The sequence below is a fragment of the Segniliparus rugosus ATCC BAA-974 genome, from assembly GCF_000185725.2.
Classification (GTDB): domain Bacteria; phylum Actinomycetota; class Actinomycetes; order Mycobacteriales; family Mycobacteriaceae; genus Segniliparus; species Segniliparus rugosus.
In genome coordinates this window covers 1,061,749-1,083,140 of record NZ_KI391953.1, presented here as the reverse complement: position 1 = coordinate 1,083,140, position 21,392 = coordinate 1,061,749, and the positions used below count along the sequence as shown (strand labels likewise).

Annotated in this window: 22 protein-coding genes; 15 read left to right on the top strand and 7 right to left on the bottom strand. The window is 66.5% G+C overall.

Annotated features, from left to right (window positions below):
* A complete protein-coding gene (gene ftsH / locus HMPREF9336_RS05290) occupies positions 1–2,085 on the bottom strand; it encodes an ATP-dependent zinc metalloprotease FtsH (RefSeq protein ID WP_007469735.1) in 2,085 nt (694 codons plus the stop codon).
* A gap of 252 nt (positions 2,086–2,337) precedes the next feature.
* Here ftsH and HMPREF9336_RS05285 point away from each other — a divergent pair, with 252 nt between their 5' ends.
* Positions 2,338–2,973, top strand: coding sequence for a hypothetical protein (locus HMPREF9336_RS05285; RefSeq protein WP_007469734.1), 636 nt, complete (start codon positions 2,338–2,340; stop codon positions 2,971–2,973).
* Positions 2,974–2,976: 3 nt separating this feature from the next.
* On the opposite strand, the gene HMPREF9336_RS05280 is transcribed toward HMPREF9336_RS05285, so the two are convergent.
* Both HMPREF9336_RS05280 and HMPREF9336_RS18665 read right to left on the bottom strand, forming a co-directional pair.
* Complete coding sequence (locus HMPREF9336_RS05280) at positions 2,977–3,507, bottom strand: GNAT family N-acetyltransferase (RefSeq protein WP_007469732.1); 531 nt, start codon at positions 3,505–3,507, stop codon at positions 2,977–2,979.
* A 43-nt stretch (positions 3,508–3,550) separates the two neighbouring features.
* Positions 3,551–3,718 carry a hypothetical protein gene (locus HMPREF9336_RS18665; RefSeq protein ID WP_007469730.1) on the bottom strand — a complete coding sequence of 56 codons (168 nt, stop codon included), beginning with the start codon at positions 3,716–3,718 and terminating at the stop codon, positions 3,551–3,553.
* Between the two features lie 112 nt (positions 3,719–3,830).
* Here HMPREF9336_RS18665 and typA point away from each other — a divergent pair, with 112 nt between their 5' ends.
* From typA to HMPREF9336_RS05250, 6 genes are all read left to right on the top strand, one after another.
* Positions 3,831–5,735: a translational GTPase TypA gene (typA, locus tag HMPREF9336_RS05275; protein ID WP_007469728.1), complete on the top strand. Its 1,905-nt coding sequence runs from the start codon at positions 3,831–3,833 to the stop codon at positions 5,733–5,735.
* A gap of 33 nt (positions 5,736–5,768) precedes the next feature.
* Complete coding sequence (locus HMPREF9336_RS05270) at positions 5,769–6,839, top strand: nucleoside hydrolase (RefSeq protein ID WP_007469726.1); 1,071 nt, start codon at positions 5,769–5,771, stop codon at positions 6,837–6,839.
* Between the two features lie 89 nt (positions 6,840–6,928).
* Positions 6,929–8,713 (top strand): alpha/beta hydrolase, encoded by a 1,785-nt coding sequence (locus HMPREF9336_RS05265; protein ID WP_021030151.1) that lies wholly within the window; start codon positions 6,929–6,931, stop codon positions 8,711–8,713.
* A gap of 4 nt (positions 8,714–8,717) precedes the next feature.
* Complete coding sequence (locus HMPREF9336_RS05260) at positions 8,718–9,365, top strand: LppA family lipoprotein (RefSeq protein ID WP_007469721.1); 648 nt, start codon at positions 8,718–8,720, stop codon at positions 9,363–9,365.
* 2 nt (positions 9,366–9,367) lie between these two features.
* Complete coding sequence (locus HMPREF9336_RS05255; RefSeq protein WP_007469719.1) at positions 9,368–9,982, top strand: LppA family lipoprotein; 615 nt, start codon at positions 9,368–9,370, stop codon at positions 9,980–9,982.
* Between the two features lie 219 nt (positions 9,983–10,201).
* Positions 10,202–10,534, top strand: a complete 333-nt coding sequence (locus HMPREF9336_RS05250; RefSeq protein ID WP_021030150.1) for a hypothetical protein — start codon at positions 10,202–10,204, stop codon at positions 10,532–10,534.
* Here HMPREF9336_RS05250 and HMPREF9336_RS05245 read toward each other — a convergent pair.
* The 3 genes from HMPREF9336_RS05245 to HMPREF9336_RS05235 all read right to left on the bottom strand — a co-directional run bounded on the left by HMPREF9336_RS05245 (position 10,521) and on the right by HMPREF9336_RS05235 (position 12,787).
* Entirely contained in the window at positions 10,521–11,408 is an 888-nt protein-coding gene (locus HMPREF9336_RS05245; protein ID WP_007469715.1) for an alpha/beta fold hydrolase, read from the bottom strand. The genes HMPREF9336_RS05250 and HMPREF9336_RS05245 overlap by 14 nt on opposite strands.
* Positions 11,409–11,459: 51 nt before the next feature.
* The gene (locus HMPREF9336_RS05240; RefSeq protein ID WP_007469712.1) at positions 11,460–12,014 is read right to left on the bottom strand and encodes a hypothetical protein; all 555 of its coding nucleotides are present in this window, start codon (positions 12,012–12,014) and stop codon (positions 11,460–11,462) included.
* Between the two features lie 80 nt (positions 12,015–12,094).
* The gene (locus tag HMPREF9336_RS05235) at positions 12,095–12,787 is read right to left on the bottom strand and encodes a TetR/AcrR family transcriptional regulator (protein WP_007469710.1); all 693 of its coding nucleotides are present in this window, start codon (positions 12,785–12,787) and stop codon (positions 12,095–12,097) included.
* Between the two features lie 216 nt (positions 12,788–13,003).
* Between HMPREF9336_RS05235 and HMPREF9336_RS05230 the strand changes: the two genes are divergently transcribed.
* The 6 genes from HMPREF9336_RS05230 (at position 13,004) to HMPREF9336_RS05205 (ending at position 19,308) form a co-directional block, all read left to right on the top strand.
* Positions 13,004–14,554, top strand: coding sequence for a flavin-containing monooxygenase (locus HMPREF9336_RS05230; protein ID WP_007469708.1), 1,551 nt, complete (start codon positions 13,004–13,006; stop codon positions 14,552–14,554).
* 13 nt (positions 14,555–14,567) lie between these two features.
* A complete protein-coding gene (locus tag HMPREF9336_RS05225; RefSeq protein WP_007469706.1) occupies positions 14,568–15,434 on the top strand; it encodes an SDR family NAD(P)-dependent oxidoreductase in 867 nt (288 codons plus the stop codon).
* Positions 15,435–15,508: 74 nt separating this feature from the next.
* The gene (locus tag HMPREF9336_RS05220) at positions 15,509–16,579 is read left to right on the top strand and encodes an AurF N-oxygenase family protein (RefSeq protein WP_007469704.1); all 1,071 of its coding nucleotides are present in this window, start codon (positions 15,509–15,511) and stop codon (positions 16,577–16,579) included.
* 224 nt (positions 16,580–16,803) lie between these two features.
* On the top strand, positions 16,804–17,835 hold the full coding sequence (locus tag HMPREF9336_RS05215; protein ID WP_051357269.1) for an AurF N-oxygenase family protein: 1,032 nt from the start codon (positions 16,804–16,806) through the stop codon (positions 17,833–17,835).
* Positions 17,836–17,839: 4 nt separating this feature from the next.
* The gene (locus tag HMPREF9336_RS05210; RefSeq protein WP_007469700.1) at positions 17,840–18,907 is read left to right on the top strand and encodes a ferredoxin--NADP reductase; all 1,068 of its coding nucleotides are present in this window, start codon (positions 17,840–17,842) and stop codon (positions 18,905–18,907) included.
* Between the two features lie 32 nt (positions 18,908–18,939).
* Positions 18,940–19,308: a DUF4873 domain-containing protein gene (locus tag HMPREF9336_RS05205; RefSeq protein WP_007469697.1), complete on the top strand. Its 369-nt coding sequence runs from the start codon at positions 18,940–18,942 to the stop codon at positions 19,306–19,308.
* Between the two features lie 6 nt (positions 19,309–19,314).
* On the opposite strand, the gene ppk2 is transcribed toward HMPREF9336_RS05205, so the two are convergent.
* Entirely contained in the window at positions 19,315–20,220 is a 906-nt protein-coding gene (gene ppk2 / locus HMPREF9336_RS05200; RefSeq protein ID WP_007469695.1) for a polyphosphate kinase 2, read from the bottom strand.
* 95 nt (positions 20,221–20,315) lie between these two features.
* Between ppk2 and HMPREF9336_RS05195 the strand changes: the two genes are divergently transcribed.
* Both HMPREF9336_RS05195 and HMPREF9336_RS05190 read left to right on the top strand, forming a co-directional pair.
* Positions 20,316–20,948, top strand: a complete 633-nt coding sequence (locus HMPREF9336_RS05195; protein ID WP_156920297.1) for a hypothetical protein — start codon at positions 20,316–20,318, stop codon at positions 20,946–20,948.
* An 11-nt stretch (positions 20,949–20,959) separates the two neighbouring features.
* Positions 20,960–21,376 (top strand): hypothetical protein, encoded by a 417-nt coding sequence (locus tag HMPREF9336_RS05190; protein WP_007469691.1) that lies wholly within the window; start codon positions 20,960–20,962, stop codon positions 21,374–21,376.
* Positions 21,377–21,392: the final 16 nt, after the last annotated feature.

Here is a 21,392-nt window from a genome sequence, read left to right as displayed (position 1 = left end):
TCAGCCGGCTTGGTTGGGCTGGCTCGCAGGCAACGCGGCCGAAGCCGGCACCGGTTCGCGCGACTGGGCCGGCGCGGGGACGGGGGAGCCCTGGCTCTGGCCGGACGGGGGAACCGGAGCCTGCTGGTGGACCGGCGGCCACGGCTCGCCGCGCTCGATGGCGAGTTCCCTCGGCGTCTTCACCGGCGGACGGTCGGACGGAGTGCGCTCCCCGAACACGTCGAACGCGGTGATCCTCGGCCGTTTCTGCACCGTGGCGAGGATCCCTTCGAGGTCCTTGCGGTGCAGGGTCTCCTTCTCCAGCAGCTGGGCGGCCAGCGCGTCGAGCTCGTCGCGGTACTCCCCCAGCACCGCCCACGCCTCGGTGTGGGCGGCCTCGATGAGGTCGCGGACCTCCGCGTCGATCTCCTTGGCGACCTCGTGGGAGTAGTCGGAGCGCTGCCCCATCGCCCTGCCGAGGAAGGGGTCCTCCTGCTCCTCGCCGTAGCGCACCGCGCCGAGCTTCGAGCTCATGCCGTACTCCATGACCATGGTGCGGGCGACCTTCGTCGCGCGGTCGATATCCGAGGAGGCCCCGGTGGTCGGCTCGTGGAAGACCAGCTCCTCCGCTGCCCTGCCGCCGAGCATCATGACGAGGCGGGCGATCAGCTCGGAGCGGGTCGCGAGCCCCTTGTCGTCCTCGGGAACGGTCACCGCGTGCCCGCCGGTGCGCCCTCGGGCGAGGATCGTGACCTTGTAGACCGGCTCAAGGCCGGGCATCGCCCAGCCCGCGAGCGTGTGGCCCGCCTCGTGGTAGGCGACGATCTTGCGCTCCAGCTCGCTGATGATCCGGCCCTTGCGGCGCGGGCCGCCGATCACCCGGTCCACGGACTCTTCCAACGCAGAGGTCGTGATGAGCTGGCCGTTCTCGCGCGCGGTGAGCAGCGCCGCCTCGTTGAGCACGTTCGCGAGGTCCGCGCCGGACATGCCGACCGTCCGTTTGGCGAGCCCTTCGAGGTCCGCGTCCGGCGCGATGGGCTTGCCCTTCGCGTGCACGCCGAGGATGGCGCGACGGCCAGCGAGGTCCGGATTGCCGACAGGGATCTGGCGGTCGAACCGGCCGGGGCGCAAAAGCGCCGGGTCGAGGATGTCCGGGCGGTTGGTGGCGGCCATGACGATCACGCCCTGCCGCTCCGAGAAGCCGTCCATCTCCACGAGGAGCTGGTTGAGGGTCTGCTCGCGCTCGTCGTGGCCCCCGCCGAAGCCCGCGCCGCGCTGACGGCCGACCGCGTCGATCTCGTCCACGAAGATGATGCACGGGCTGGATTGTTTCGCCTGCTCGAAGAGGTCGCGGACCCGTGAGGCCCCGACGCCGACGAACATCTCCACGAAGTCGGAGCCAGAGATGGTGAAGAACGGGACGCCAGCCTCGCCCGCCACCGCGCGGGCGAGCAGGGTCTTGCCGGTGCCTGGCGGGCCGAACAGCAGCACGCCTCGGGGGATCTTCGCGCCGAGCGCCTGGTAGCGGGCGGGATTCTGCAGGAAGTCCTTGATCTCGTAAAGCTCCTCGACGGCCTCGTCGGCCCCCGCGACATCGGCGAAGGTGACCTTCGGAACGTCCTTGGAGAGCTGCTTGGCGCGCGACTTGCCGAACCCGAAGCCTCGAGGAGAATTCTGCATCCGGCTGATCGCGAAGTAGAACAAGACCCCGATGAGCAGAATCGGCCCGTACAGGATGAACGCCTGCGAGAGGAAGCTCGGGTCGTTGTTGACGACGTTGTACTTCGCCGTCGACCCGTTGGCCTTGCGCAGCTGCTCAAGCTTGTCGAACACCTTGTCCAAGGCTCCGCCGGGGATCGAGGCGTAGACCTTCTTCTTGCCCTCTGTGCCCTCGGCGGGATGCTTGAGCTCGAGGCGCAACCGCTGCTCGGCGTCTTCGAGCACAGCGGATTCGATGTTCGCCGGATCGTCGAGCTGCCGCATCGCCACAGATGTGTCCACCTGCTTGAAGTCTTTGGTGTCGTCGCCCCAATAGGAGAAGAGCTGCCATATCGCCAACGCTCCGACCACGATCACGACGACGCGGATCAGGGCTGATCGGTTCATGTTCTTGTCCGGCCCGTCCAGGACCTGTCCTCTCGTTCTCTGGTCGATCCGACGAGGCCGCCCTCAACGGCGGGGCCGTCTGAGGCGATGCCTCTTGTACATCGGAAATTCCAGTCTAGGCTACGCGAAAGCGCCGACAAGTTGTGCTCTCTGTTCACCAGCAGCTGAAAGACGGCCACCACGCGCAGTGATGCGACCCACAGCTACGGGGTACGATGAAGCCGCCGGAAGACGACGCGGAAGGAGACAGCGATGGGCCGATCGGGCGCTGCGATCTTGGGCGGGCTGTGCGCCGCCGCGCTGGCCGGACCGGCCCCGCTCGTCCACGCGGCACCCGCCTCGGCCTCGTGCGCCGCCGTCAACACCATGGACGACCTGCTCGGCGACATCCACTTCGACCTCGACAACCTGCGCGTGGTGCTGAACAACGTCTACGTGAGCCCGGACGTGAAGAAGCACGACGAAGAATTCCGGATCAAAACCCTCATCAACGCGGTCGGACGGTTGAAGAACGCGGCGGAGGAATCCGGCAGCGCCGAAGCCAGACAAGCCGCGGCCGATGTCGGGGCGGGCTTCGAGGATCTGAAGTCGGCCATCGGCGACCAGTTCGTCGTCGTGGAGGACGGGCATTACGACATCGGCAGTTCGATGCACTACAGCACTCCTCGGCTCACCGGGGGCACGCCAGCCTCCCCAGAGGCTTACGGCGCGGTCGACTCCATGGACGATCAACGCCAGGCGTTCGCGGATGTCGTTGACGGGCTGCGCGGCTCGGCGGGCTGCGCCGAGCGCGGGGACGACGAGGCCGCGCCGGACGAGCCCGAGCCGCAATGCCGGTTCCATCCCGGCTCCTTCCAGTGCGACGCCACCGGGAGCATCCTGCACTGACGCCTAAAGCGTCAAGGCCATCTCCAGCTCTTCATGGGTCGATCCGATGCATTCGGCGGGCCTGGACTTCCCGGTGAGGACGAACCCGAGCCGGGCGTAGATCCCCCGCGCGACCGCGTTGTGCTCCGCGACGTCGAGGAAAAGCTTCGCGAGCCCCTCCGCCCTCGCCTGCCCGATCACGGCCGAGGAGAGCTTCTCGCCCAAGCCTTGCCCGCGCGCGGACGCGGAGACGAACACGCTGATCAGCATCCCCGCTCCCGCCGGGAGGGCTTCCGCGAACGCGGCCCCTCGGTCGGCTCCCGACACGGCTTTGCCCGTGGGCGTGGCCAAACCCGCCAGCCCGACGACATCCCCGCCCAGCCGCGCGTAGAAGTAGCGGTTCCTCCCCATGACCTCGCGCCACCAGGCTTCCGGCTGGTCCACCATGTCCTCGTGCCGCGTCGAATACTTGTCGGGGGCGGTCCGAAGCGCCTCAAGCCGAATCGCTCGATGCAGCTCCCAGTCGTCCGGGCCGAGGCGGACGATCCCCGTCATCGTTCCGCCGATCCGCAGCCCGCCGCGCGAGCGGTGGGATACGTCACTTTTTGCGGGCCTGGACGATCAGCCATTTCGGAACTTTCTCCACCCTGTCCAGCTCCACCATTTTGTCCACCCGCATGAGCACCACCGGACACCGGAGGCATCGCGGCTGGCTCTTGCAGCATTTCTTCTTCGGCTGCAGCGCCGCGAATTTTTTCGCCTTCATAAAGATAAGCCTACCCTCATTCATACGGAATGGCGCAACCTTCCCCCGCTGCTCATAGCGCGACAGGGGAAGGATTCGCCAACTGCCGGAAATCCTGACACAATCTCCATCCGTGACCCACACGGACTTCCGCAACATCGCCATCGTCGCCCACGTCGACCACGGCAAGACCACGCTCGTCGACGCCATGCTCCGGCAGTCCGGCGCGCTCGCCGAACGCGGCGAGGCGACTGATCGCGTGATGGACTCCGGCGACCTCGAGCGCGAGAAGGGCATCACCATCCTCGCGAAGAACACCGCCGTGCACCGGCGCAACGCGGACGGCTCGGTCACGGTCATCAACGTGATCGACACCCCTGGCCACGCGGACTTCGGCGGCGAGGTGGAGCGCGGCCTTTCCATGGTGGACGCGGTGGTCCTCTTGGTGGACGCCAGCGAGGGCCCGCTGCCGCAGACCCGGTTCGTGCTGCGCAAGGCGCTGGAGTCCTCCCTTCCGGTGATCCTTGTGGTGAACAAGACCGACCGGCCGGACGCGCGGATCTCCGAGGTGGTCGAGCAGACCCACGACCTGATCCTCGACATCGCCTCGGAGCTTCCGGACGATGCCGCGAAGGCCGCCGAGCACGCGCTCGACCTGCCGATCCTGTTCGCCTCCGGACGCGCCGGAGTCGCCTCGAAGACGCAGCCCGCCGACGGCGAGGTCCCCGACGGCGAGAACCTCGACGTGCTCTTCGAAGAGCTGCTGGAAGTGGTCCCGCCGCCGTCGGGCGATCCGGATGCCCCGTTCCAGGCGCTGGTCACGAACCTCGACGCCTCCCCGTTCCTCGGCCGCCTCGCCCTCTTGCGCATCCACAACGGCAAGCTCAGGAAGGGCCAGACCGTCGCATGGATGCGCGAGGTGAACGGCGAGCCGCAGGTCTCGAACGTCCGGATCTCCGAGCTGCTCGTGACGACCGGCGTGGAGCGCAACCCGACCGACCTCGCCGTCGCGGGCGACATCGTCGCGGTCGCCGGGATCCCCGAGATCATGATCGGCGACACCCTCGCCGACCCAGAGAACCCGGTCGCCCTGCCCCGCATCGCCGTGGACGAGCCCGCGATCTCGGTGACCATCGGCACGAACAGCTCCCCGCTCGCGGGCCGGGTCTCCGGCCACAAGCTCACGGCCCGGATGGTGCGCGCGCGCCTGGACCAGGAGCTCATCGGCAACGTCTCGATCAAAGTCCTCGACATCGGCCGCCCCGACGCCTGGGAGGTCCAGGGCCGAGGCGAACTCGCGCTCGCGATCCTCGTCGAGCAGATGCGCCGGGAGGGCTTCGAGCTCACCGTCGGCAAGCCGCAGGTGGTCACCAAGATCATCGACGGGAAGAAGCACGAGCCGTACGAGAAGCTCACGGTCGACGCCCCGTCCGAGTTCATCGGCGCGATCACCCAGCTGCTCGCCGACCGCAAGGGCTCGCTGGACGACATGGCCAGCCACGGCACCGACTCCACGCGAATGACCTTCCGCGTGCCCTCGCGCGGGCTCATCGGCTTCCGCACCGAATTCCTCACCACCACCCGAGGCACCGGGATCGCGAACGCCGAGTTCGACGCCTACGGCCCGTGGGCCGGAGAGATCCGGGGCCGCCACACCGGCTCGCTCATCTCCGACCGGGCCGGGGCGGTGACCGCGTACGCGCTCATCAACCTCGCCGACCGGGGCACGTTCTTCGTCTCGCCGGGAGACCAGACGTACGAGGGCATGGTCGTCGGGCTCAACCCGCGCGCCGAGGACCTGGACGTGAACATCACCAGGGAGAAGAAGCTCACGAACATGCGCGCCTCCACATCGGACACGACCGAGACCCTAGTCAAGCCGATGGAGATCGACCTGGAGATCGCGATGGAACTCTGCGCGAACGACGAATGCGTCGAGGTCACGCCCGAGATCATCCGGATCCGCAAGGCCGAACTACTCGCCACGGACCGCGCCAAGACGCGCAGCAAGGCCAAGGCCGCCAGCCAGGGCAATTAAAGCGCAGAAACCGCTCACCGACCCGGGCTCGCCGTGACCATTCCTCTTTTCGCCGATGTCGACACCGGGATCGACGACGCGTGGGCGCTGCTGACGCTGCTGTCGAATCCGAGGGCCGACCTTGTCGGGGTGGCGTGCACGGCGGGGAACGTCTCGGTGGACCAGGTGTGCGCCAACACGCTCGCCGTCCTCGAACTCGCCGGACGGGCGGACATCCCCGTCTCCCAAGGCAGGGAAGCCCCGCTCCGCCTCGCTCCCGGCGAATGGTTCGAGGTCGCCGACGACACTCATGGCGGCTCCGGCCTCGGTTACGCGACGGTGGCGGAGGCCCAGGCATGGACCACGCATTACGACGCCGCCGAAGCCTGGGTCCAAGCCGCCCGCGCCCGGCCCGGCGAGCTGGTCGGCCTCGTCACCGGCCCGCTCACCAACCTCGCGCTCGCGCTGCGGGCGGAGCCCGAGCTGCCCCGCCTGCTCAAGCGGCTCGTGATCATGGGCGGGGCGTTCGACTATCCGGGCAACACCACGCCGGTCGCGGAGTGGAACGTCCACGTTGACCCCGAGGCCGCGAAAGAGGTTTTCGACGCGTGGTCCGAAGCCATCGAGCGCGGAGCCACCTCGGTCCTCGACGGCGCGCCCCTCGAACTGCCGCTGATCTGCGGGTTGAACCTCACCGAGCGGATCGTCCTGACCCCGGAGCGGCTGCGCACGCTCAGCGAGCTGGTCGAAGGCGCGGGGACTGCCGCGATGTCCGCCGAGGACCCGCGCGGAACACGCTCGACGGCGCGCAACCCGCTGCTGCGCTTGCTGGAAGACGCCACGCGCTTCTATTTCGAGTTCCACCACGACCAAGGCGAAGGCTATATCGCGCACATGCACGACCCGTTCGCGGCGGAGGCAGCCGTCGACCCCGAGATCGTGCTGACCGCGCCCGCCTCGGTGGACGTGGAGCTGCTCGGACTCATCACGCGCGGGATGACCGTGGCGGACTGGTCGGGGAAGTGGCGGCGAGAGCCGAACGCCGCCGTCGCGGTCACGACCGACCCCGGGGCGTTCTTCGATCGGGTACTGCCGCGCCTCGCCGCGTTCCTACGAGGCCTCTGACCTCCGACCGGAGGTCAGAGGCCGCTCCTCGTCGTGGGGTATATTCGTCTCCTCGTTTCGAAGTCACACGGCACTGGAGGGACACAGCGGTGAATCTGGCGGACGTTCGCGGCGTGGACACGGCAGGGTTGGGGGATTTGGCGACCAGCCTCTCCTCGCGCGCGTCCTCATTCGAAGAGGCGCGGGCACAGTTCGCGAAAATCACGCAGTTCCCAGGATGGTCCGGGTCGGCGAAAGACGCCGCGACGGGCAGTTTTCAGAATACGGACAAGAGCCTGCTGGACGATGTGGCCCGGGTGTCTGCGGTGCATCAAGCCGTGTTGGAGCTGGCGGCTGATTTCCAGCAATTACAGACTAGATTGCGCGAGTTGGAGCAGCAGGCGGCGGCGCTCGGCGGCAGGTTGGACGACGACGGAGGGGTCTCGTTCCCGGAGGGGGCGCATCCTGACGACGCGCAGCAGCAGCGGGCTCTGGTGATCAGCAGTGCGGCGTACGAGCTGTGGATGGACGCGAATCGGATCGACGAGAAGGCGGGCGAGGTTCTCAAGAAAGCCGAGGCGGGGGAGATCACTGCTGCGGGAGCGGGGAGCGAGACGGCGGCGGCGCTCGCGGGCTCGGCGCAAGGGACGTTGGGTATTCCCGAGCCTCCGAAGGGGGACAACGGCGGGCCGGTGTATCCGAGGTTCAACACGGCGTGGTGGAACGATCTCACCCCCCAACAGCGGGAGTGGGTGAAAAGCTCGCATCCGGAGTGGATGCAAAATCTGGACGGGGTGCCCGCGAAGGACCGCGACGAGGTGAACCGGAAGAGGCTGCCGGGGGAGATCGCACGGTTGCAGGCAGAGGTGGACCGATTGCAGAAAAAGTTGGACGACGAATTCGGGCAAGGGAAGTTCAGCAACACCGACTCCGATTTGTGGTACGCGCAGCGCCGACTGGAGGGCGCGAAAGCCGTCCAACAGTCGCTCGACAAATACGGGGATAACGCGAAACTGATGGTGCTCGACCCGGACTACGGGATGCGTGGGCGCGCGGCTATCGCTATGGGCGACCCGGACACCGCCGACCACATCTCGGTGACCACGCCGGGCGTGAACTCCTCACCGGGGCAGAGCATCGCGGGCATGACAGATGAGGCGGCGGCCCTCAAAGGAGAAACGGAAAGAGTCCTTGAGAGGAACGGTCGTGGGAACGAGACGGTCTCGACCATCGCGTGGATCGGCTACGAGCCGCCGCAGGCTTCGCTGGACGGGAACAACAGCGACCAAATCGGTCCGGGCGGTTGGAGGGACGAGCCGGGGGGCCTCGCGGACGTGAGCAGCGACGCGAAGGCGAAGATCGGGGCGGCGAGCCTCTCCTCGTTCTACGAGGGTCTGAGCGCGGCCTGGCATCCTGCGGACGGCGACTCGTCCACGAATCCGCACATCACCGCAGTCGGGCACTCCTACGGCTCGCTCACCACCAGCCTCGCGCTGCAACAGATGCAGACAGGGGTCGTGGACAACGCCGTGTTCTACGGCTCCCCCGGTTTGGAGCTGTCCTCCCCCGACCAGCTCCCCGTCCCGGCCGGTCACGCCTACGCGATGCAGGCTGACAACGACCATATCGCCATAGTGCCCGACTACACCAACCACTACGGCCCGAACCCCACAGACACCCCCGGCATCACACGCCTGTCCACCCACGCGGGGGACACCACGGGCGACGCGGCCCCCGGCGGGGCCGTGCACCACGACGGCGCCTCGGGACACTCGGAGTACGGCCGGACGGGGGGCAACGGGCAGTTGCGGATGCCGGGCTACAACATTGCCGTGGTCGTCGCGGGCATGACCGGTCAGGACGGACGTCCCGACCTCACCGTGAGGGGAGAATGAACCCATGGCCCACGTCGCGGAAGAGAAGAGTTGGATCGAGCGGCATGCGAAATGGCTGTGGACCGGCCTCGCGGTCGTGGTCGTCCTGCTCTTGGCCGTGTGCGGAATCGGGGCGTATCAGTTTCTGGAAGGGTTGAAGGACATGGACGACGCGCCGAAGCATATGACCAAAGACCAGATCGCGTCTTTCGAGGCCAGCTACCAGGGCAAAGGCACGACCGAGCAGGCCGCGAAAGACCTCGAAGCCACCATCGCCAAAACCGCCGACAAAATCACCGCCCTCGTCCCTGGTCTCACCTGGCAATGGCATAGAGATGGAGGTCCCGGCGGCTGTGAGAAAGATCCCGCTGGCGACACATGGGTCATGAGGATGTACACGCGACACGCTTTGTTCTCCGGCCCTATTCCAGAAGAGTTGTGGCCGAAGGCTGTGGCCATCGTGCGGGCTGAGGCGGAGTTCTGGGGCATGACCGCCCAGTTCAAATACCAAGACGTGGCCAAGCAGCACGACTTGGTGTTCTCCTCCGAGGACGGCGGGGAGATTAACATCGGCACGGCGGTCCAAGCCTCCATCACGGGCACGACTCCGTGCCGGTTGCGTGAGCACTGGTACACCGACCGCAATATCCCCGTCCCGCACGAGACCCGCTGAGCATGCGGCGCGCGGCATGGCTGTGGACCGGCCTCGCGGTCGTGGTCGTCCTGCTCTTGGCCCTGTGCGGGATCGGGGCGTACCAGTTTCTGGAAGGGTTGAAGGGCATGGACGACGCGCCGAAGCATATGGCCAAGAGCGAGGTGCCCGCGTTCGAGGAGCGCTACCGGGGCAAAGGCAGCGTCGAGCAGGCCGCGAAAGACCTCGAAGCCACCATCGCCAAAACCGCCGACAAAATCACCGCCCTCGCCCCTGGTCTCACCTGGAAATGGCATCGGGACGGAGGGAATGTCGGCTGCCCGCAAGACCAGGCCGCCGACACAAGAGTGACGCGGTTCGCGACGCGACACGCTTTGTTCTCCGGCCCTATTCCAGAAGAGTTGTGGCCGAAGGCGGTGGCCATTGTGCGGGCCGAGGCGGAGTTCTGGGGCATGACCGCCCAGTTCAAATACCAAGACGTGGCCAAGCAACATGACCTGGTGTTCTCCGCCGAGGACGGCGGCGAGATCCGTATCGGATCAGCGGTCGAAGCTTTTATCCGGGGCAAGACTCCGTGCCGGTTGATGGAGCACTGGTACACCGACCGCAATATCCCCGTCCCGCACGAGACCCGCTGAGGCCGAAGTGCGCGTTGTTCGACAGTTCCTGCAGATGCTTTGGGGATGGCAGTGCGGGTTCTGGCGTCTCGCGCCATCGGCGATAGCGGGATTCGTAACCGGGACCGTGAACGCCTTTTCGGCAAGATAGCGCCCATCTGTTCTTCTCACCCTCCGGAATTGTTTTGTTCTCCGGAGACATCGCGTCGGGACTCGGAGCGCCGGAGTAACATCCCGCAGATGCCAACGAACGAACAACCCGCAGGGGCGGGGCCGAAGGTGACCGTTTCTCTCGAAGAGTTGCGCGCCGGAGCGAGTCAGCTCCATAACCTCGCAGAGGAGACCACCGCCAAGCTCGCCTCAAGCGACCAGGCGCTCGCAGCCTCTGCTTCCGCGTGGCGCGGTCTAAGCGCCGCGTCTGCCTACTCGGCGTACGCCGAGTCCGAGATCGCGCGCGGCAAGGCCGCCACCGGAGCCCTCGCCAAAGCGAGGGAGAACGTGGGCCACGCTGTGGACCACTACGAGCACACCGAAAACACGAACGCGGATTCGCTCAGCTTCACGGCGCGGTAGCGGCCGCGTCCTTCGACCCCAGCTTCGCGGCCTCCTTCGCCTTCACCCACGGCACGACGAGTTCGATGAGCGCCTGCGGCCTGCCGATCCAACCGGCGTGCCCGAGCCGCTTCTTGATGTGCTGCTGCTCCGGCTCGGCTCCTTTGAACAGGCGTAGGAATTCCTGCATCACTTTGGGCGGGACGATGTAGTCCGCCTCGACGGTGACGCCGAGGACGGGGATCGTGATCTCGCCGAGCGCTTCCTCCGCGTCGTATTCGATGCGGGAGGGCTGGAACTTGCCGGTGAGGATGACCCGACCGGAGTCCCACAGCATGCCTCGGGGCTGGCGGCCGTAGCCGCCGTCGAACCGGGCGAAGACCCCTGGGTAGATCCGGAAGATCTGCGCGCCGACGTTCATCCAGAAAATCCCGAGGGAGACGATCTCCGCGTGGACTCGGTTGGCGTAGTTCCGGCGATGGGCGATTCCGGTGGTCAGCATGATGAGCCCCTCCACCTCGCCGGGGTGCTGCGAGACGTACAGGCTCGCCAAATGCGCGCCGAGGCTGTGCGCGAACAGGTAGACCGGCGCGCCGGGGAACAGCTCGTGGACTTCGGCCACGATTTGCGGGAAATCGTCCTGGATATGGCGCTTCCATCCCCAGTTGAGCAGCGGGTTCGGCCTCGGCCGGCTCGCCCCCTGCCCCCGCAGGTCGAAGGTGACCACCTGGATCCCCTGCTCGAGGACGCTGAACGCGAACTTGTCCAGCGCGGCGACCGGAGTGCCGTAGCCGGGGACCACGAGCAGGACCGGAGCGGTCGGGTTGTTCTCGGACCCGAAGATCCGCAGGTACGTGTATGCCTCATGGGTGAGGTCGATGCGACGAATCCGCATAGCGACGCCTCTCTCTTCTTTCGTTCCGTCAGACTTGTCCAGGGACCGTGTTCATTGTGTGAAGCGCCAGTGGCAGGTCACCTCGTTGCCGTACCCCGAGGCGGCCTTGTTGTCGAGGAGGTCGCCGTCCAAGCTCAGCGAGCAAGTCGGCCCGGCGAGGTTCCCGTTGCTCTTATGCGGGACCCGCACCGTCATGGTGATCTCCACCAACGACCCTTCCAGGTCGAGCACCGAGCCCTGCGCGGGCGGTTCCCACGGCAAGGAGACCGTTTGGCCGAACGTCGCCGACTGCGGCTGGGACTTGTTCGCGAGATGGTGGACCAGCGTGTATTTGACCTCGGCGGACTCGGCGTTGTTCGCGGAGCCCTGATCGGCGTAGGCGTGCGCCCGCAAATAGACCCGCTGGCCGATTTTGCCATTGGCTCGCAGGTCGTCCAGCGAGTCGCGGGCGAACCACACCAGCACGACAGTGCCCGCCGCCAGGCCGAGCGCGAAGACGAGGCCGACCGCCACCCAGGGCCAGATCTTGCGCTTGCCCGAGTTCTCCGCCCCTCGCACCGCTTCGAGATCCGCGTACGGCACAGTCCACGGGTCGTCCTGGCTCATCTGCTCCGTCCTCTATAGCTCCAGCGCCATCAGCTATAACACCGTCTAGCCACGACACAGGATACACACGGCCGCGAAGGTCACTCCGAGCCGTTCACGGCCAACGGCGCGATGAAGGCGTTCAGCGGCACGTCGAAGTCCAAAACGACCCCTTGCGCCTGGGCCGTCGCGGCGATCATGCCGGAGAGCACCACTTCGAGCTGCTCGACGAACTCCGCGACCGTCGTCTTCGGCTCCCCGTCTTTCAGCCACCAGTCCGCAGCGGCTCCGACCGCGCCGACGATGGCGGCTGCGGACAATTCGACGTTCGCGCTCGGCACGCCGATCTGTCCCCCGACCATGTCGAGCATCGACGCGATCTCAGAGGCGAGCAAACGTCCGTTGTCCAGCACCTTGTTCGCCCCGCCGCCGGTGCCGAGGATCATATCGTTCAAGAAAGCGCGGAACACGTTCGGATGCGCGGCGAGCAGGTCGGCGTAGCCGGTGAGCCCGAGCCGCATCAGCTCGCGCGCGGTGGGCGCGTTGCTCATCGGGAGGACGACGACGCGTTCGGTGAGGAGATCTTTCATGCGGTCCGCGACGGCGTCGAAGAGTTCGTCCCGGTCGGAGAAATACCGGTACAGCGTCGGCTTCGGCTTGCCCGCCTCTGCGGCGATCTCCTGCATGCTCACATTGGGGCCGAGCTGGTCGATGGCGCGGAACGCGGCCTCCACCAACTCCGTCCGCACTTGCGCACGATGGCTGTCCCATCGGGTTGCTCTGCGATCAGCCATAAAACATGTCTACCACGAGAGACATCCGGACACCGGACGCGCATGCCATGAGTTTGCTTAATTTCCCCCTCAAACGCATCAGTGTCGTAGATCACATTTTATATTCTTGTGAGGCAGAAGGCACCAAAAGAATCGCCGAAAACGGTTACGGGCTACTACTGGTTTCATATACCGTGTGATGCAAGGCACTTTGCAGCTCGACGAAAGGAAGAACGTATGGCCTCCACCACCCGAGGCGCGCGACAAAATCCGTCACAAGGCGGAGCGCAGGAGCCGATCCGAACCGGGACTGTGATCATCGGAGCGGGCTTCTCCGGCCTCGGCATGGCCATCGCGTTGCAGAACGAGGGCCGCCACGATTTCATCGTCCTGGAGAAGGGCGGCGGGGTCGGCGGCACATGGTGGCACAACACCTATCCAGGCTGCGCCTGCGACATCCCCTCGCACCTGTACTCCTTCTCCTTCGAGCAGAACTCGAATTGGAGCAAAATGTGGTCCGGCCAGCCCGAGATCCTCGAATACCTCCAAGGGGTGGCCGACCGGCACGGCGTGCTCCCGCATGTGCGGCTGAACACGACGGTCTCCGGCGCGCGCTGGAACGACGCCACCCATGAGTGGCACGTCACCACCGAGTCCGGCGACGAGTACATCGCCCGTTACTTGGTGAGCGGCATCGGCGCGCTGCACGTGCCTTCCATCCCCAAGCTGCAGGGGATCGAGAGCTTCGACGGCCCGTCGTTCCACTCCGCCGAGTGGGACCACGACGTCGACCTGACTGGCAAGCGCGTCGCGGTCATCGGCACCGGGGCGAGCGCCATCCAGTTCGTCCCCCAGATCGTCGACAAGGTCGCCGAGCTGCACGTCTACCAGCGCACGGCCCCGTGGGTCCTGCCGAGGACGAACATCCGCATCCCCGCCGTCGCGCGGTCGCTCTTCCAGCGCCTGCCGCTGGCCCGCAAGGCGCTGCGCGCGCAGATCTATTGGGGAGCCGAACTCGGCGCGTACGCGATGAACCGCCGCCCGGCCCTGCTCAAGGGCGTGGCGTTCATCGGCAAGCGCTACATCGCCTCGCAGATCAAGGATCCCGTGCTGCGCGAGAAAGTCACGCCGAACTACACGCCCGGCTGCAAACGCCTCCTCGGCTCGGACACGTACTACAAGGCGCTGACGAACCCGAAGACCCAAGTGATCACCGAGGGCATCGACCGCGTCGAGGGCAATACCCTGGTCTCGCGCGACGGGGCCCGTCGCGACGTCGACGTCATCATCTACGGGACCGGCTTCAGCGTCGACGGCTCCTACCGCGCGGTCAACCTCATCGGCCAGGGCGGCGAGGACTTGCACGAGCGCTGGAACGCCCAGGGGATCCAGGGCCACCTCGGCATCACCGTCGCCGACGTCCCGAACGCCTTCATCCTGCTCGGCCCCAACACCGGGCTCGGCCACAATTCGATCGTCTTCATGATCGAGTCCCAGATCCGCTACGCCGTCCAGGCGATGCGCTTGGCGGAGTCCCGAGGGGCGACGAGCATCGCGTCCAAGAGCGCGGTGCAGGCCCGCTTCAACGACGAGGTGCAGCGCAAGCTCTCCACCGCAGTGTGGGCGACCGGCGGCTGCAAGAGCTGGTACGTGGACGAGCACGGCAGGAACTGGACCTTGTGGCCCGGATTCACCTGGGAGTACTGGCTGCGCACCCGCAAAGTGAACGCCGAGGACTTCCAGTTCGCCACCGTCGCGACGCAAGCCGCCGAGCCGGTCAACGCCTGAGAGAGGAAACGACATGAAAGACTTCCGAGGCCGCGTCGCGGTCATCACCGGGGCGGGATCCGGCATCGGCAGGGCGCTCGGCGTCAACCTGGCCAAGCGCGGGGCGCAGCTCGCCCTTTCGGACATCAACCTTGAGAACGTCACGGAGACGGCCCTGCTCTGCGAGAAGGAGGGGGCCAAAGCGATCCCCTACCAGCTCGACGTCGCGGACCGGGACGCTTTCCACGCGCACGCCGACGAGGTGGTGGCCGAGTTCGGCAAGGCCAACTTCATCGCGAACAACGCGGGAGTCGCGCTGGGGGCCGACGTGATCGACACCTCCTGGGAGGACCACGACTGGCTCATGGGCATCAACCTCAACGGCGTCATCAACGGCACCAAAGCGTTCCTGCCCAAGCTGATCGAAGCGGGCGAGGGGCATATCGTCAATATCTCCAGCGTCTTCGGCCTGATGGGCATCCCGAGCCAGGCGGCGTACAACGCGGCGAAGTTCGGGGTGCGGGGCTACACGGAGGCGCTGCGCCAAGAGCTGCGCATCGCCCGGTCCCCGGTCAGCGCGACCTGCGTGCATCCCGGCGGCATCAAAACGAACATCGTGCGCAACGGGCGCGGCGTCGAGCGCCCGGGGATGACGATCGACGAAGCCGCCAAGGGCTTCGAGCTGATCGCCCTGACCACGCCCGAGCGGGCGGCCCAGGTCATCCTGCGCGGAGTCGAGCGCGACCGGGCTCGCGTGCTCATCGGGCCCGACGCCAGGATCTTCGACCTGATCCCCAGGGTGCTCGGGCCCCGGTACCAGGACATCGTCGGATTCTTCGGCCCGCTCGCCTACCAATTGGCGGAAAAGCCCTGGGCGGCCAAGCTCGTGAATCGGCTCTGAGCAGCGCGATACGCAACGGTTTTTAGTAGTAAAATCAAAGAAGAACACACATCAGTGGAACGGATGACACAGCAATGACCAGCACCCTTTCGCAACCGTCGGACATCGCGGAGTCCATGGGGGCCTCCTTCGCCGCAACCGGGGCATCGCAGACCCGGGGCAAACGGATCGGCGACCGCGAGAAGACCGCCGCCCGCCTGCTGCGCTCCTCGGTGGAACGCGTCTACGACGCCGAAGTGGACATCGACTGGGACGAGCCGTGGGCGGAGGGCAAAACCTTCGGCCCGACGCACCGGCTGTCGCTGTACGGCACCCGGATCTGGGACAAGCTCTCCCCGGAGCAGCGGGTCGAGCTGAGCCGTCACGAGTTGGCCAGCATCTTCAGCTTCGGCCTCTTCGCCGAGTGCATGCTCAGCTCGGGCCTGTTCCGCCAGATCCTCGCGCATGGGTACGCCACCGACACCACGCGCTACGCCCTCGCCGAGATCGGCGACGAGACCCGCCACTCCACCATGTTCTCCCGCGCCATCAACAAGCTGGGCGTGGCCCCCTACCAGCTCCCGTCCGCAATGACCCGCATCGCCGGGGTCGGCCTGTACCTCATCCCGTTGGGCCCCTCGATGCATGGCGGCACCTTGCTGATCGAGGAGATCCTCGACCGCCTGCAGCGCGAGGCGACCATCGACGAGAACGTGCAGCCGCACCTGCGCCAGCTCTTCAAGATCCACGTCCTCGAAGAGGCAAGGCACATCACCTTCGCCCGCGAGGAGCTCGTGCGCAGCTACCAGGCGTGCGGCCGCGCTGCGCGGGCGTTCCACCGCTTCATCCTCGCCACCATGGCCTGGGGCGTGTATCCCACGCTGGTGAACCCGCTCGTCTACCGCAATGTGCTGGGCATGTCCCCGCTCCGAGGCATGCTCGCCTCCCTGCTCAACCCCCGGTACGCGGAGAACGCGAAGTTCGCCGCGGAGCCGATGGTCCGATTCTTCCACGAGGTCGGCATGGTGGAAGGCCGGTTCACCACCCGCGTGTGGCGGGCCGCGCGCATGCTGCCCGACGACCTGCACGAGGAGATCTTCGGCGAGCCGCCGACGACCAAAACCTCCTGGTTCAAGCGCGTTCTGGGGAGGGCGGTCGGCGTCTAGGCTGCGAACAGCCGGGCCAAAGACAAGTGACAACGATCACATAATAGGGCGGAAAGAACGGCAAAACACTGTCGGAGCGCACGTTCCGGCCTTGCGTTCTAGGTCACACCGAACCTACAATCGCTCTACAATTACGTTGTTTTGTCTAGGCAAAGATGGAGACCGACATGACTACCTCGTTCGAGCCGCACGTCGAATCGTCCGCCCAGATCACCGCACACGCCATGGGAACCGCCTTCGTCGCCACGGGGGCCTCGCAGACCAGGGCGAAGCGGATCGGCGACCGAGAGAAAACCGCCGCGCGGCTGCTGCGCTCCGCTGTGGAGCGCAGCTACGACGCCGAGGTGGACATCGACTGGGACGAGCCGTGGGTCGGGGGCAAGCATTTCGCCCCCGAGCACAGGCTTTCTCTGTACGGCACCAGGATCTGGGACAAGCTCAGCCACGAACAGCGCATTGAGCTCAGCCGCCAAGAGATGGCCAGCATCTTCAGCTTCGGCATCTTCGCCGAAGCCTCGCTCAGCTCCATCTTATTCCGCTGCGTCGCGACCGGGGCGCTCACCGACGACGCCACTCGCTACATGCTCACCGAGATCGGCGACGAGACCCGGCACTCCACGATGTTCTCCCGCGCGATCAACAAGCTCGGCGTCAAGCCGCTCTTGCTGCCCCGGTGGGTGACGCAGCTGTTCATCGCCCTGGTCAACGTGGTCCCCACCGGTGCCGCCATCTACGGCTGGACGCTCCTGATCGAGGAGATCCTCGACCGCCTGCAACGCGAGGCGACCCTCAACGACAGCATGCAGCCCCATCTGCGCCAGCTCTTCAAGATCCACGTCCTCGAAGAGGCAAGGCACATCACCTTCGCCCGCGAGGAGCTGGTGCGCAGCTACCAGGCCTCGGGCCGCTCCATGCGGGCGCTGCACCGGATGCTGATCGCCCTGGTCGGCGTGATCGTCCTGCCGCTCCTGTTCCACCCGGTCGCTTACCGGCGCGCGTTGGGCATGTCGCCCCTCCGGGGCCTCCTGGTGGCGCAGCTCAACCCGAACTACCGCGCCAACGTCCAATTCGCCTGCGAGCCGATGATCCGGTACTTCCACGAGGCCGGGCTCATCACCGGCAAGCTCACGCTGCGCTTGTGGAAGCTCACCAGGGCGCTGCCGGACGACATCCACGCGGAAGCGTTCGGAGCCCCCCGCAAACAGCGGACCCCCTCCCTCGTGGGCCGGGGCTTCCGCAAACTCATAGGAGTCTGAATCCATGACCGTCGCCCCATCCGCTGACACGCCCCAGCTCGGCTCGCACGTCCGCCAGCTGGTGGTCTCCGAAGTCGTGCGGGAGACGAAAGACGCCGTCTCGCTCGTCTTCCCCGTGCCCGACGACTTGGTGGAGACGTTCAAGTACTGGCCCGGCCAGTACTTGACGTTGCGGATCCCGAGCGAGCGCACCGGCTCGGTGGCCCGGTGCTATTCGCTGTGCAGCTCGCCGCACCTGGACGACGCCGAACTCATGGTCACGGTGAAGCGGACCCCCGACGGGTACGCCTCGAACTGGATCTGCGACAACGCCGCTCCCGGCATGTCGATCCCCCTCCTGCCGCCGGCGGGCACCTTCTACCCGAAGTCCCTCGACTACGACCTGGTGTTCTTCGCGGCCGGCAGCGGGATCACGCCGGTCATCTCGATCATCAAATCCGCGCTCGCGGCCGGCAAGGGGCGCATCGCGCTGTTCTACGCCAACCGCGACCAGGAGTCGGTCATCTTCGCGGAGCAGCTCGCGGTGTACGCCGAGGAGTTCCCCGACCGGTTCGTCCTACAGCACTGGCTCGAATCGGAGCAGGGCGTGCCCAGCAAGGAGGCCATCGCCTCGTTCGTCAAAGACCGGCGCAATTGGCGGCTCTTCATGTGCGGCCCCGCGCCGTTCATGGACGCGGTTGGCGCAGCGGCGACCGGGGCCGGCGTTGACCCGGTGCTGCTGCACCGGGAGGTCTATTTCTCCCTCGACAGCGACCCGTTCGCCCCGATCGTGGTGCGGCCCGCCTCCGAGCTGCCCCCCGCGCGGGTGACCGTGCAGCTCGACGACGGCGAGCACGTCCTCGCCTGGGACCGGGAGACCCCGCTGCTCGACCATCTCCTCGACCGGGGGCTCGACGTCCCGTACTCCTGCCGCCAAGGCGAGTGCAGCTCCTGCGTCTGCACCGTCGTGGACGGCGAGGTGCGGATGCTGCGCAATGAGACCCTCGTGGACGAAGACCTCCGGCTCGGACTCACCCTCGCCTGCCAGGCGGTGCCCGAGACCGACGAAGTCATCATCGCCTTCGACCAGTAGACCGAGCCGCACAACCGAAGAGGACACGAACCATGGCCGATCAGCACGCCGAACACGACTACGAAGGGCCCGCCGAGGTGGAGATCGAGGGCACGACCCTCACGGCGGACGTCATCCTGCGCGGGCACGCGCAGCCCATTGACGGCCGCTACCGCTGGTACGGACGGGTGAAGGCGAACGACGAGCTCAAAGCGCTGATCGGCGAGCGGGCGCAGGGCACGCTCGCCACCAAAGACGGCAAGGGCAAAGCCGTCTTCGACGACCTCGACTTCTGGGACCGCTACCGCGTGGTGGGGCGCAGCCGCCCGCCGTTCCATCTGCCCGCCACCATCGAGGAGGCCGACGCCGAGGCAGCGGCCCACGAGGCGGAACTCCTCGCCGCGCAGCAGGCCGAGGGCTGACGCCGGCTACTCCCCGTTCAGCAGGTCCGAGGCCCTGCCGACGATGAGCGGGTCGGGGCTGCCGACGATCTCGTGGTCCTTGTTCTCGTACTCGAACTTGCTCAGGACATAGCGCATCGCGCCCAGCCGGGCCCGCTTCTTGTCGTTGCTCTTCACCACGATCCACGGGGCCCCGGCGAGGTCGGTGAACCGGAACACCTCCTCTTTCGCGGCGGTGTAGGCCTCCCACTTGTCGAGCGAGGCGAGGTCCATCGGCGAAAGCTTCCACTGCCGCACCGGGTCCACCTGGCGGATCGCGAACCGGGTGCGCTGCTCGAGCTGGGAGACCGAGAACCAGAACTTCACGAGGCTGATGCCGTCCTCGACCAGCATCTGCTCGAACAGGGGCGCCTGGCGCAGGAACTCGGCGTGCTGGCCCGGGGTGCAAAAGCCCATCACGCGCTCGACTCCGCCTCGGTTGTACCAAGAGCGGTCGAAGAACACCATCTCCCCTTCGGCGGGAAGATGCTGCACATAGCGCTGGAAGTACCACTGCGTCGACTCGCGCTCGCTCGGCTTCTCCAATGCGACGACCCGCGCCCCGCGCGGGTTCAAATGCTCCATGAAGCGTTTGATCGTGCCGCCCTTGCCCGCCGCGTCCCTGCCCTCGAAGAGGATGACGTGCCGCTGGCCGGTCTTCTTCGACCACTGCTGCAGCTTCAAAAGCTCGATCTGCAGCAGACGCTTCTCCTCCTCGTACTGGTGGCGGCCGAGGCGCTCGTCGTACGGGTACCCCTCGCGCCAGGTGTCCACCGCCCGCCCGTCCAGAGTGAGCAGCTGCGGGTCGTCGTCGTCCTCGTCCACCACGGTGAAGCCGCTGGTGTCGGCGAGATCGACATGGGTATGGGAATTCGCTGCGGGCGCTTCGGTCACACGGGGAATGTAGCCGCAAGCGGCGGCGGCGAGGTGAACGGACGGTGAATGCTCGGGTCGCGGTGCCGCCGAGGCGGCTGCGTTATGCTGAGCGGGTGAGGTTCGTGGGGATCGTTATGGCCGTCTTGCTGTGCGCGGGGTGCTTCGCGAGCCCGCCGAAAGACCTCTTGGCCTTACCGCCCGGCGTGCCCGACCCGGCCGACTACCCGGACGTGACCGAGCAATACCGCGTCGGGGACCTCAAGCACAAGATCTACGGATTCAAAACCGCCGAAGGCATCCGGTGCCTTGTGATCGTCAAGAACGACCCTCAGTCACACGATCCATTGCCTGGGGAATCCGGAGCGCAATGCATCGGCCACCTGCCCGGGAATGGACTCAGCAGGCTGTCGACATCCGGGCATCCAGACGGGTTCGATAGTGTTTCCTCTGCCACCTCGACCATCACACCGGGGTTGTTCGACGAAGAAGGCCATGAATTCGACGGACCAGCCTCCGGCTACACAACGCTGGAACCAGGGCATCGGGTGGCGCTCTGCGTGCTCACAAAAGCGGAAGAGCTCAGCTGCTCAAGCATCTTGATCGGCGTGCCCGATCATGCATTGGTCGTGGAGAGCGGTCAGACCATGACCCGCTACCAACAGGGCAAACCTGGCCCTTACCGCGAGGGCTTCGTCATCGGCCCCGATAGGAAAGTCCGGGTCTTCGACAACGGCAAAGAAACCTGAGGAGCGGCTCCGTGGACTCGTCGCCGAAGAAATCTCCCGTCGCGCTGTGGGTGTCGCTGTCGTTCCTCGCCTTGTGCGCGCTGCTCTGCGGGCCGTGGTCTGTGGTGACGTACTGGACTAACTTCCGAAGAGTCGATGTGGCCTACGAGGTGACCGACGGGCACGGGCCGGTGGCCGTGGACATCCTGTATCCCGACGCGTATCACGGAGTGGTCGCCACGCCGTTCCGCCTCGCGCTCTCCGGACCGGTGTCGGACAGCACCGTCCTCTACGGCATCACGGCGACAGCGCAGAACCCCGAGCCGAACGGCAGCGCTCCAGACATCGTCATCAAGGTCGTCGCCGATGGCCGCGAGGTCTGCTCCGCGAAGGGGAGGACCAAAGTCATGTGCCCCGCCGCCGGCGGCGCAGGCGGAGCCCGCGTCTGACACACCGAACCTTCCT

Bases quoted from the DNA above. Each gene is read 5' to 3' on its own strand.
- ftsH (WP_007469735.1), bottom strand. From the start codon at position 2,085: ATGAACCGATCAGCCCTGATCCGCGTCGTCGTGATCGTGGTCGGAGCG.
- HMPREF9336_RS05285 (WP_007469734.1), top strand. From the start codon at position 2,338: ATGGGCCGATCGGGCGCTGCGATCTTGGGCGGGCTGTGCGCCGCCGCG.
- HMPREF9336_RS05280 (WP_007469732.1), bottom strand. From the start codon at position 3,507: ATGACGGGGATCGTCCGCCTCGGCCCGGACGACTGGGAGCTGCATCGA.
- HMPREF9336_RS18665 (WP_007469730.1), bottom strand. From the start codon at position 3,718: ATGAAGGCGAAAAAATTCGCGGCGCTGCAGCCGAAGAAGAAATGCTGC.
- HMPREF9336_RS05260 (WP_007469721.1), top strand. From the start codon at position 8,718: ATGGCCCACGTCGCGGAAGAGAAGAGTTGGATCGAGCGGCATGCGAAA.
- HMPREF9336_RS05255 (WP_007469719.1), top strand. From the start codon at position 9,368: ATGCGGCGCGCGGCATGGCTGTGGACCGGCCTCGCGGTCGTGGTCGTC.
- HMPREF9336_RS05250 (WP_021030150.1), top strand. From the start codon at position 10,202: ATGCCAACGAACGAACAACCCGCAGGGGCGGGGCCGAAGGTGACCGTT.
- HMPREF9336_RS05245 (WP_007469715.1), bottom strand. From the start codon at position 11,408: ATGCGGATTCGTCGCATCGACCTCACCCATGAGGCATACACGTACCTG.
- HMPREF9336_RS05240 (WP_007469712.1), bottom strand. From the start codon at position 12,014: ATGAGCCAGGACGACCCGTGGACTGTGCCGTACGCGGATCTCGAAGCG.
- HMPREF9336_RS05235 (WP_007469710.1), bottom strand. From the start codon at position 12,787: ATGGCTGATCGCAGAGCAACCCGATGGGACAGCCATCGTGCGCAAGTG.
- HMPREF9336_RS05230 (WP_007469708.1), top strand. From the start codon at position 13,004: ATGGCCTCCACCACCCGAGGCGCGCGACAAAATCCGTCACAAGGCGGA.
- HMPREF9336_RS05225 (WP_007469706.1), top strand. From the start codon at position 14,568: ATGAAAGACTTCCGAGGCCGCGTCGCGGTCATCACCGGGGCGGGATCC.
- HMPREF9336_RS05220 (WP_007469704.1), top strand. From the start codon at position 15,509: ATGACCAGCACCCTTTCGCAACCGTCGGACATCGCGGAGTCCATGGGG.
- HMPREF9336_RS05215 (WP_051357269.1), top strand. From the start codon at position 16,804: ATGGGAACCGCCTTCGTCGCCACGGGGGCCTCGCAGACCAGGGCGAAG.
- HMPREF9336_RS05210 (WP_007469700.1), top strand. From the start codon at position 17,840: ATGACCGTCGCCCCATCCGCTGACACGCCCCAGCTCGGCTCGCACGTC.
- HMPREF9336_RS05205 (WP_007469697.1), top strand. From the start codon at position 18,940: ATGGCCGATCAGCACGCCGAACACGACTACGAAGGGCCCGCCGAGGTG.